The organism is Haloleucobacter albus (assembly GCF_052492075.1).
In genome coordinates, this window is the sequence record NZ_JBQWAS010000023.1 from 176425 (window position 1) to 184513 (window position 8089).

An 8089-nucleotide genomic window follows, 5' to 3' on the forward strand; every position below is an offset into this window, starting at 1 on the left:
AGGGTGGATGCGAGTGCAGGCGGTAATGCGCAGCCGGGTGAGTCGTCTGGCAAAAAGGGTGGGGCAGACGCCCTGTTGCGATGAAGCAGGGCCGGCGGGCCGGGGCGGGCCTGTGGTGGCTGCCCCTGCGCCTGCGCCATGCCTTGTGCGCCGGGCTTTGTGTCTTGGCGCATTTTTGACATTGGCCGGGTGCAGCACGGTTGGCGAGAAGCCCAGCAAGGTCAAGGCCACGATCAAGGCCGGGCCAGATATCAACCCCACGCCTTCCGGGCAGGCCGCCCCCACCATGGTGCGGCTTTATACGCTGCGGAACGACACGGCCTTCATGCAGGCCGATTTCTTTTCCCTGACGAACCAGCCCGCTGAAGTTCTGGGTGAAGAGCTACTGGATAAGCGCGAATATATGATGGTGCCCGGCGGCAAGCAGGCGGTTGAATTGCAGATGCCGCCGGAGGCGGGCTTTCTGGGGGTGACAGCCGGTTTCCGGGAGATTGATACGGCCCGCTGGCGCGCGCTTGTTCTTATTGAACCGCATAGCGAAAATATGGTGGATGTCAGCATTGCCGGCACGGAATTGTTCGTGCGCTCGGCTCTGTATAAAACCTATGGCTGGCTGTGAGTTTTCATCCCGCTGTTTCATTGCGGCGCGTTTGGCTGATGACGTCCATTCCGAAAATGGGCGTTGTCCAATTTCATCCGGACCTTGAGGCATGAGCCAGAATCAGCCCGCTTTGGAGTTTCTGGAGGCTTTTCTGGCCGGGGAAATTGGCGTTCGGCCACTGTGTCAGAAGCTTGAAAGGCTGGATCTTCCGCCAGCCGAGATCGTGCGGATACTGGCGCATTTTGAAAAGGGCGGGCGCTTGCCGCCACGGACAGCGCGGCTCATTCGCCAGCAGCTTGTCGGCCTGTCTCCAGAGATGGCGGAGCCGCCTCCGGCAGATCAGCCTTCGGCGGCAATGGGGCAGGACTTCAGTTTTGTGCGTCCGATCCTGAAGAGCAGGGAGGCGGTCGCGTCCCCTCCACATCAGGAGAGCTCGGCGCTGCCGCCAGATTTGCAGTTCAATCTGGGCGGGACAGAGGGGGCGACACGTCACGGTTCAGCCACGACTGTGCAGAGTGGGGCTCCTTTCTGGCAGGATGAAGCCTCTTTGGTGGGTGCAGATGCGCGAAAACTGCTCGCGCAGTCACAGGCCAGAGAGGCGGAGCTGGCCCGGCACGGCGCAGAGGCAAGTCTGCCTTATCCTCCACAGACGCTGGCCCGGATGATGCAGCCGGGTGGAGCGGCTTTGGGCACTCCGGGCGCGGAAGCGGGGGGCACCCGCGACACCCTGCGTTACGCTTCATCGCGAAATGCAGGGAGCGGGGGAGCTCGCTCCCCATCCGAAGCGAATGGGCAAGCCACGGTGGACCCGGAAGAGCGGATTACCGCCGCTCTCATTGCGGGCCTGCGCGGGGGACGGCGCGAGGAAAAGACTGTTGAGACAGTGCCCGTACCTGCGGAACAGCCGGAAACCAGCTTGGAAACGGTGCGCTGTCATCCGGGTGCCGGGCCTGCCCGGCCTGCTTCAGAGGCAGAGCTGGCACCGGGCCACATGCTCAAGGAGCGGTTTGTCATTGAGCGCCTGATCGGTGAAGGCGGCATGGGCAAGGTTTTCTGCGCCGTGGATCGCCGCCGCGTGGAGGTGGGCGACAGTGCGCCTTATGTGGCCTTGAAGGTGGTGGCCCCACGCTTCCGAAACCACCCGGATGCCCTGCGAAGTCTGGAAGTGGAAGCGCGCAAGGTGCAGCATCTGTCGCATCCGAATATTTGCCCGATCTTTGATTTCGACCGGGATGGGCCGCACGCCTTTTTCGTAATGGAGCTGTTGCAGGGGCAGACCATGGAAGCGGCATTGGCGCATGCGGAAGGCCAGCCGCTGTCCTTGAACCTGCGCTCCCAGATCGTCACGGGCCTGATTGCGGCCATGTCCCATGTCCATCGTCGGGGGGTGGTGCATGGGGATCTGAAGCCGTCCAATTTTTTCCTGTGTGATGACGGCCATCCCAAGGTTCTGGATTTTGGGGTGGCGACCGCCTTGCGCGGGGATGATTTTGATGCGGCCAGCCTGCAAGCCTTTACGCCGGCCTTCGCGAGCCCGGAAATGATGGGGGGGGCGCCGCGCGATCCGCGGGATGATGTGTTTTCCATCGGATGCCTGATTTATGTCGCCTGGACAGGGCGTCACCCTTATCGCCGCGTTCCGGCCAATCAGGCGCGCGATATGGGGCTGACGCCGCAGCCCGTGGAGCAGATGCCCGCCGAAGCGCAGGATGCGCTGATGACGGCTTTGGCCTTTGATCGCGCGCAGAGGCCAGCAGATGCGGCCGCGCTGGGCCTGGCCATGTTGCCAAGCCTGATTCGCTATCATCGCGCCGTGTCTTCCAGGCGGCGGGAGGTGAAGGCCCGGAAGACGGATGGCATGGATTGGTCTGCGGGCTGAACTGTTGCCGCCTCAGTGCGCCGCCGTGCCCCATTGGCGCGGAGGCAGATGCGTGGCGACCTCATGCACGCGATCAGCAATGCGCCGGATGCCGGCGGCAAAGCCGCTTTCTGGTTTGAGCCGGCTTGTGAGGCCAATGCTGCCATTGCGCAGCAGATCATCGCTGAGCAGGATCATCGCGGCAATTTCGGCTTGAAAGGCTTCGGCAAGCCTGTTTTGCAGAATCTGGAAGTTGAATTCGGGGTGGACCTTGTTCAACACCAGAAGTGTGCGTTGCACATCCAGGTGGCGGGCCAGTTGCAGCGCTACCGCCGTGCCGCGATAATCCTGATAATCCGGGCGCAGCACCATGAGGCAAATATCCGCTACGGAAATGGCCAGCAGGGTTTCGGTGTTGAGGCCGGGGTGCGTATCGAGGATGAGATAGTCAAGCTCATAGAGCTGACAGAGCTCCATCAGGGCCGTGTTGAGCTTGTTGCTGTCATACCCTTCCCGGAAAATCCGCGTGATGTCGAGCGCCTTCAGGCTGGCAGGCAGAAGAAGAAGGCGACCGGAAACCGGCAGGGCACCAAGGTTACCCAGATGTTCCGTCACATCATAGGTGGCATGTTCAATCGCGCAGTGTCCCCAGAGAAAATCATTCAGGGTCAGGCTGTTGGTGAGATCCAGATTGAACAGGATGTGGACGCCCGGAGACTGGATATCGGTATCCACCACTGCAACGCGCGCGCCCCCACAGGCAAGTTCCGCCGCAAGGTTGGCTGCCACATTGGTTTTGCCGGTGCCGCCACGGTAGGAGTGTAGGGCCACAATATGGGTCATGGGTCAGCCTGGCACCATCTGTCGTTCGCTTGCCGCGCGGTTTCTTGTCATTCAGGCGCGGATCTTCCAGATCGCCCAGTATAGGGTATTTGTAGCGGAAAAGTGTGACATCAATACTGCGTTCAATCTGCAATCTATACAATCATGGCGATTGTGCAATCGGATTGCACATCTGGATTGTGCTGCTAATTTCATATTTTATCAAACTGACATAATTGTCTTGTGGCTTGTGATTATTGTCTTCTCGAATCTCTACCAGATATGGATGAAGCAATGACTGCGGTCGATCTGAAGTCACTTGTGTTGCGCATGGATGAGCTGTGTCGTACCACGCTTGAAGCTGCCGCGGGTTTTGCGCTGATGCGCACGCATTACAATCTGGAACTGGAACACTGGCTCTCACGGCTGCTCATTACCCCCGAAAGCGATTTTGTGCGGGTGTTGAACCACTATGATGTGGATGTCGCCCAGCTGACCAGCGATTTGCAGCGAGCGCTGGACCGGATGAAGACCGGCAATGGCCGTCCGCCGGGGCTGGCGCCGGATGTGGTGGAGCTGGTGAAGCAGGCCTGGCTGCTGGCTTCCGTGGAGATGGGGGCGGGCCGGGTGCAATCTGGCCATCTGCTCTGGGCTTTGCTGGCCGATGATACTCTGGCGCGCCGGGTGCGGGAAATGTCCGGCGCGTTTGCGCGGATCACACCGGATGCGCTGAAGGCGGATCTGGCGCAGATCACTGCGGATGGTACGGAAGGGCGCAGCGTCGTCCAGCCGGGGAGCGCGCCTGGTGCTTCGGATTTCGCCTCCTCACAGGCTGGTGGTGCGCTGGACCAGTTCACCGTTGATCTGACCGAGCAGGCGCGGGCCGGCAAGATCGACCCCATTCTTGGGCGTGATGAGGAAATCCGCCAGATCATTGATATTCTGACCCGCCGCCGGCAAAACAACCCCATTCTTACGGGTGAGGCGGGTGTGGGTAAAACCGCCGTGGTGGAAGGCTTCGCCTTGCGGATCGCCGCGGGTGATGTGCCGCCGGCGCTGCGTGATGTGAGCCTGCGGACGCTGGATCTGGGCCTGTTGCAGGCCGGGGCGGGCATGAAAGGCGAGTTTGAGAACCGTCTGCGTTCTGTGATTGATGAAACCAAGGCGAGCGCAAAGCCAATCATCCTTTTCATTGATGAGGCGCATACGCTGGTTGGTGCTGGTGGTGCAGCCGGGCAGGGGGATGCAGCCAATCTGCTCAAGCCGGCCCTGGCGCGCGGGGAGTTGCGCACCATCGCGGCCACGACATGGGCCGAGTACAAGAAATATTTTGAAAAGGACGCCGCACTCACCCGTCGTTTCCAGGTGGTGAAGGTGGAAGAGCCGCAGGAGGAGACCGCCATCGCGATGATCCGCGGGCTGGTTTCGACCCTGGAGAATTATCACAAGGTGAGGGTGCTGGATGAGGCGGTGAACGATGCCGTTCGCCTTTCCGCACGCTATATTCCTGCCCGCCAGTTGCCGGACAAGGCTGTTTCGCTGCTGGATACGGCCTGCGCCCGTGTGGCGGTGAGCCAATCCACCATACCCGCCCCTGTCGAGGATCGGACAAGGCGGATCGCGCTGATTGAAACCGAGCTTGGCATTCTGGAGCGGGAAGCTGCATCCGGGCAGGACCATGCTGCGCGCTGCGCCGCACTGGAGCAGGAACGGCAGGATGTAGAGGCGGAGCTGGCCGCGCTGGATGAGCGCTGGACGCAGGAGAAGGCGCAAGTCGAAACTCTTGAAGCGCTCCAGGCTCGTCTTGAGGATCCGGCCGAAACATCGGACAAGGATGGGCTGCGCACAGAACTGGCCGCTGTGCGGGCGGAGCTGAAGGCACTTCAGGGCGATGAGCCTCTGGTCTTTCCCGTGGTGGACGGGCAGGCGATCGCCGATGTGGTGCAGAACTGGACCGGCATTCCGGCCGGCCGCATGCATGCGGATGAAATCCATTCCGTGCTTGGCCTGAAAACGGCGATGGAAAGCCGGATCATTGGCCAGTCTCATGCGCTGGATGCCGTGGCTCAGGCCATCTGCACCTCGCGCGCGAAGCTGACGGACCCGCGCAAACCCGTGGGCGTGTTCCTGATGGTGGGGCTTTCGGGCGTGGGCAAGACCGAAACGGCGCTGACCCTTGCCGACCTGCTGTATGGCGGGGAGCAGAGCCTCACCACCATCAACATGACCGAGTTCAAGGAAGAGCATAAGGTTTCTCTGCTCATGGGTAGCCCTCCCGGCTATGTGGGCTATGGTGAAGGTGGCGTGCTCACTGAAGCTGTACGGCGCAAGCCTTATTCTGTTGTGTTGCTTGATGAAATGGAGAAGGCGCATCCCGGCGTTCAGGATGTCTTCTACCAGGTGTTCGACAAGGGGCAGATGAAGGATGGTGAGGGTCGAGATATCGATTTCCGAAATACCGTTGTCATCATGACCTCCAATGCCTGTTCGGATCTGCTGGCCAAGCTGTGCGCAGACCCGGAAACCATGCCAGAGCCTTCCGTTCTGGCGGAAGCCCTGCGACCGGAGCTGATGAAATTCTTCAAGCCGGCTTTCCTTGGGCGTGTGACCCTGGTGCCCTATCTGCCTTTGACGGATGAGACCATCCGCACCATTGTGGAGCTGCAACTCGGCCGGATCGGTCGGCGGGTGCAGGCTGCCTACGGCGCGGCTTTCTCTTACGGCGCGGGGATGGTAGATGCGATTGCTGCGCGCTGTACGGAAAGTTCTTCCGGCGCGCGCAATGTGGAGAGCATCCTCTCGCGCAGCCTGTTGCCGCAAATGTCTGCGCAGGTTCTGGAGCGATTGGCGCAGGGGCAGCCCATCACCCGCATTCATGTGGAAGCAGGTGAGGACAGCCCCTTCAGCTATGACATTGGCTGAGGCGCGAAAAGGGCGCTTCGCCGCCCTTTGAATGGGAGAAACAAATGCCGGCAGCCGCGCGCGTGGGTGATCAGGTGCTTCAGAGCGCACCGCATTGTCATGCTCCCATTCATCCGCCCGCGCTGGTGCCGACACCTGTGCCGCACCCGGCCATGCCCCTGGCCATTGTGAAAGGGTGCGCCACAGTGCTGATTGGCAAGATGCCCGCAGCGCGGGTTACGGATACGACCATGCCCTGTGTGCTGGCGGGCTGCATTCCTGCTGGTCCGGGCATGATCGCGAAAGGATCCGCCACAGTGCTGATTGGCAAGATGCCAGCAGCGCGGGTTGGAGATAGTTCCCTGCACGCCAGTTGTGTGGCTCCTATTCCCAGCCCGACAGGTTCGATTTTGCCGCCCGGTTGCGTGAACGTCATCATCGGCGGCTGAATGTGATGGAAGGTTGAGACGTGCGTCTGCGCCATTTCGAAGAGTTGAAGCCCATCTGCCCGGCCTGCCGTCTTTCCGGGCGAGAGATGCCATTGGTGCTGGGGCCGGGGGCGCAGGAGGGAAAAGGCGGGATCGAAAGCGGCTTTTTGTGCTGTCCCTCACCGGATTGCGGACAGGCTTATCCCATTATTGATGGGGCGCCGATTCTGGTGCCCGATGTGCAGGCTTGGCTGGCGGCGAATGGGCATCTTCTACTTCAGCGCCAGTCTCTGGCGGATGAGGTGGAAAATGTGGTGGGACGGGCCATGGGGGCGGATGCGGCCTTCAATGTCGTCCGCCAGCAGGAATCCAGCTATGCCTTCGACCATTATGGGGATCTTGATCCGACCCCGCGCCCCGGTGCTGCACCGGGTGCGGTACGGCGTTGTCTTGCTGCCGCGCAGAGCGCTTTACCGCCGGTTACCGGGGCTGCGCTGGATATTGGCTGTGCCGTGGGGCGCACCAGTTTTGATCTGGCGGAAGAGGGGCAGGGGCTCGTTCTTGGTATTGATCTGAACTGGCCATTATTGCGGATTGCCAGAGGTGTGCTTGAAGATGAGGTCGCCAGTTATCCGCTGCGTATGCTGGGGCTGAACTTTGAGCGCCAGCGCCATGCAGCCCGGTTTGCGGGTGCGGAGCAGGTGGATTTCTGGGTCGCGGATGCGCTTTGCCTGCCTTTTTCAGCAAATATATTCGGCCAGATCATGGCTTTGAATGTGATGGATTGTGTGAGTGATCCCGCCCGGCTTGTTGCGGAGATGTTGCGGGTGGGGGGAGTGCAGGCGGGGCTTGCGATGGCGACACCCTTCGACTGGGCAGGGCATGCAACGCCGCTCTCCCATTGGCTGGAGGGGCCGGCTGCGCTGGAGGCGATGTTGCAGCATGTTTCCTCTCTGTCGCAGGCGGCAGGGCAGGGGCGTTTTGTGGCATGTGGGCCGGCATGGGATATGACCTGGCAGGTTCGGTTGCATGAGCGTTCCACAATGCAGTATCAGGCGCACTTTTGCGCCGGAGTTGTTGAGTAGCTTGCGCCATCCTGTTCCATGTAGTGTATTTTCTTTCGTATAAATATTTTATTTTCTTTATTATTCAGTATATAGACTATTTCTTATCTATATTTGATCTCTATTCTCATAAAATTCAATGTATGCATAATGTCTATTCAATGTATCTGACATACGCTATGCGATGCAACTTTAGGTATGTTTGTTTTATTGTCAAAATTCGTTGCTAGACACGCTCTGTTGTAATGTGGCGTGGTCCGCATGAGAGGGTGTCATGGCAATTTACCTGAAGTTTGACGGTATTGACGGCGAAGCGACGCAGGATGACCACAAGAAGTGGATTGACGTTCTGTCTCTTTCGTGGGGTGTTGGTCGTGGCATTTCCACGGTTTCTGGCTCGACGAACAACCGTGAG

At 60.0% G+C, this 8089-nt stretch carries 7 protein-coding genes; 6 read left to right on the top strand and 1 reads right to left on the bottom strand.

The window, feature by feature from the left end; genetic code table 11:
• The first annotated feature begins 115 nt into the window (after positions 1-115).
• Together tssJ and ACT6QH_RS07325 are read left to right on the top strand one after the other, a co-directional pair.
• Positions 116-619, top strand: a complete 504-nt coding sequence (gene tssJ, locus ACT6QH_RS07320) for a type VI secretion system lipoprotein TssJ (protein WP_444974157.1) — start codon at positions 116-118, stop codon at positions 617-619.
• 91 nt (positions 620-710) lie between these two features.
• Positions 711-2480 carry a serine/threonine-protein kinase gene (locus ACT6QH_RS07325; RefSeq protein WP_444974158.1) on the top strand — a complete coding sequence of 590 codons (1770 nt, stop codon included), beginning with the start codon at positions 711-713 and terminating at the stop codon, positions 2478-2480.
• A 12-nt stretch (positions 2481-2492) separates the two neighbouring features.
• Here ACT6QH_RS07325 and ACT6QH_RS07330 read toward each other — a convergent pair whose 3' ends face one another.
• Complete coding sequence (locus ACT6QH_RS07330; RefSeq protein ID WP_444974159.1) at positions 2493-3302, bottom strand: MinD/ParA family ATP-binding protein; 810 nt, start codon at positions 3300-3302, stop codon at positions 2493-2495.
• A 273-nt stretch (positions 3303-3575) separates the two neighbouring features.
• Here ACT6QH_RS07330 and tssH point away from each other — a divergent pair, with 273 nt between their 5' ends.
• The 4 genes from tssH to ACT6QH_RS07350 all read left to right on the top strand — a co-directional run.
• Positions 3576-6203 (top strand): type VI secretion system ATPase TssH, encoded by a 2628-nt coding sequence (tssH, locus tag ACT6QH_RS07335; RefSeq protein WP_444974160.1) that lies wholly within the window; start codon positions 3576-3578, stop codon positions 6201-6203.
• A 44-nt stretch (positions 6204-6247) separates the two neighbouring features.
• Positions 6248-6631 carry a PAAR domain-containing protein gene (locus tag ACT6QH_RS07340; protein ID WP_444974161.1) on the top strand — a complete coding sequence of 128 codons (384 nt, stop codon included), beginning with the start codon at positions 6248-6250 and terminating at the stop codon, positions 6629-6631.
• Positions 6632-6651: 20 nt separating this feature from the next.
• Complete coding sequence (locus ACT6QH_RS07345; RefSeq protein WP_444974162.1) at positions 6652-7695, top strand: class I SAM-dependent methyltransferase; 1044 nt, start codon at positions 6652-6654, stop codon at positions 7693-7695.
• A 253-nt stretch (positions 7696-7948) separates the two neighbouring features.
• Positions 7949-8089 (top strand): type VI secretion system tube protein Hcp (locus ACT6QH_RS07350; protein WP_444972792.1); only part of this gene is annotated, 141 nt, incomplete at its 3' end.

Bases quoted from the DNA above. Each gene is read 5' to 3' on its own strand.
- ACT6QH_RS07325 (WP_444974158.1), top strand. From the start codon at position 711: ATGAGCCAGAATCAGCCCGCTTTGGAGTTTCTGGAGGCTTTTCTGGCC.
- ACT6QH_RS07330 (WP_444974159.1), bottom strand. From the start codon at position 3,302: ATGACCCATATTGTGGCCCTACACTCCTACCGTGGCGGCACCGGCAAA.
- tssH (WP_444974160.1), top strand. From the start codon at position 3,576: ATGACTGCGGTCGATCTGAAGTCACTTGTGTTGCGCATGGATGAGCTG.
- ACT6QH_RS07340 (WP_444974161.1), top strand. From the start codon at position 6,248: ATGCCGGCAGCCGCGCGCGTGGGTGATCAGGTGCTTCAGAGCGCACCG.